This is a genomic window from Vibrio sp. 779(2023) (assembly GCF_033344285.1).
GTDB classification, from domain to species: Bacteria; Pseudomonadota; Gammaproteobacteria; order Enterobacterales; family Vibrionaceae; genus Vibrio; species Vibrio alginolyticus.
The window spans coordinates 1-1,109 of record NZ_JAWPOM010000186.1; the positions used below are offsets into that span (position 1 = coordinate 1).

2 protein-coding genes are annotated in these 1,109 nt (G+C 45.2%); one reads left to right on the plus strand and one right to left on the minus strand.

The genetic code is table 11. The features are described from left to right. Positions 1-760 (plus strand): zinc ABC transporter permease subunit ZnuB (gene znuB, locus R8O70_RS25955; RefSeq protein WP_318184554.1); only part of this gene is annotated, 760 nt, incomplete at its 5' end. Between the two features lie 153 nt (positions 761-913). On the opposite strand, the gene R8O70_RS25960 is transcribed toward znuB, so the two are convergent. Further along, the coding region (locus R8O70_RS25960) for a class II glutamine amidotransferase (RefSeq protein WP_318184555.1) at positions 914-1,109 on the minus strand (196 nt) is incomplete at its 5' end.

Consider the following 1,109-nt stretch of genomic DNA (forward strand, 5'->3'; position numbering starts at 1 on the left):
TCTTGCTCGTATTGGTATTGCACTCATCGCAGGTCCACTTTGGTCTTTTGTTGTACGGCGCAAAATGGCCTACTTCGGTGACACTCTTGCCCATGCATCGTTAATGGGGCTCGCTCTCGGGTTCTTACTGAACGTTAACCTCTATCTTGCGCTGCTAGTCTGCTGTTTAGCATTAGCGGTACTCCTTGTAACACTGCAAAGGCAGCAACTGGTGGCCACAGATACCCTACTCGGAATTCTGGCTCACAGCTCTTTGTCTATCGGTTTGGTGTCAGTAAGCTTTTTGGACAATGTTCGTGTCGATCTAATGAGTTACCTATTTGGTGATTTATTAGCTGTATCACCAGAAGATTTGATGTTTATTTATGCCGGCGTAATTGCCGTTAGTGCATGTTTGTACATATTCTGGCGACCGTTATTATCAAGTACCGTCAGCGAAGAGCTAGCCGCTGTAGAAGGTGTGAACACAGATTTAATTCGTCTGGTCTTGATGCTGATGGTGGGCGTAGTGATTGCGGTAGGTATGAAGTTTGTCGGTGCCCTTATCATGACTTCACTACTGATCATCCCAGCAGCAACAGCGCGCAAGTTGTCTTCTACACCAGAACAAATGGCATTCTTCGCATCCATCATAGGTGCGATTTCAGTTCTAATGGGACTGAGTCTGTCGTGGCACTTCGACACACCAGCAGGCCCGTCAGTGGTGATCAGTGCGACTTCTTTGTTTATGCTGAGCCAACTGATTCAGCGGAAAGCATAGTTATAAGCACAAGTTAAGCAAACGGATCTGATGATTAAGAATTCTCAGTGCTATTGCTGGCTTACATACAAAATCAATACAAAATCGCATCAAAAAAGGCAGTCGAGTGACTGCCTTTTTGTTATTTGGAAAACTTGATGTCTAGAAACGTCGTTATTCCAACGGTTCGGTCGGAGCTTGATTACCCGGTTTGGGCGCTGCAAATGGCACATCTTTCAAATCAGATGCATTGTTTTGGATCAGTTCACCAAGGTGAAACAAACCATATTCACCGGGCTTCATTCGATGCCAAGTCTCATTGCCGGTTAAAGGCTGAGTTGCAATGACAGAAACAACATCATTTGGTGTT